We start from the raw sequence: 226 nt of genomic DNA, 5'->3' as shown, positions 1-226 counted from the left end.
CTTGCAAATAAATCCCATTTTGCGTACATTCAAGCACCAATTTCCCAACAATCTCATGCGCTTCTCTAAATGGAACGCCTTTTTTCGCTAAATAATCTGCTAGTTCCGTCGCATTGGAAAAATCTTTTTGCGTCGATTCTTCCATTATTTCTGTGTTGATCTTCATCGTTTCAATCATTCCTGCGAAAATATCTAAGCTTGTTTGAACCGTCTCAAGCGTATCAAA

At 38.1% G+C, this 226-nt stretch carries 1 pseudogene; it reads right to left on the bottom strand.

The annotated features are described in order from the left end of the window. Window positions 1-226: pseudogene (locus tag NG901_RS16910) on the bottom strand (argininosuccinate lyase); the annotation flags it as partial.

Source organism: Clostridium sp. CMCC3677, from assembly GCF_023845585.1.
Classification (GTDB): domain Bacteria; phylum Bacillota; class Clostridia; order Clostridiales; family Clostridiaceae; genus Clostridium; species Clostridium aquiflavi.
The sequence above is the reverse complement of the archived record's forward strand: the minus strand, read 5'-3'. Positions and strand labels throughout refer to the sequence as shown.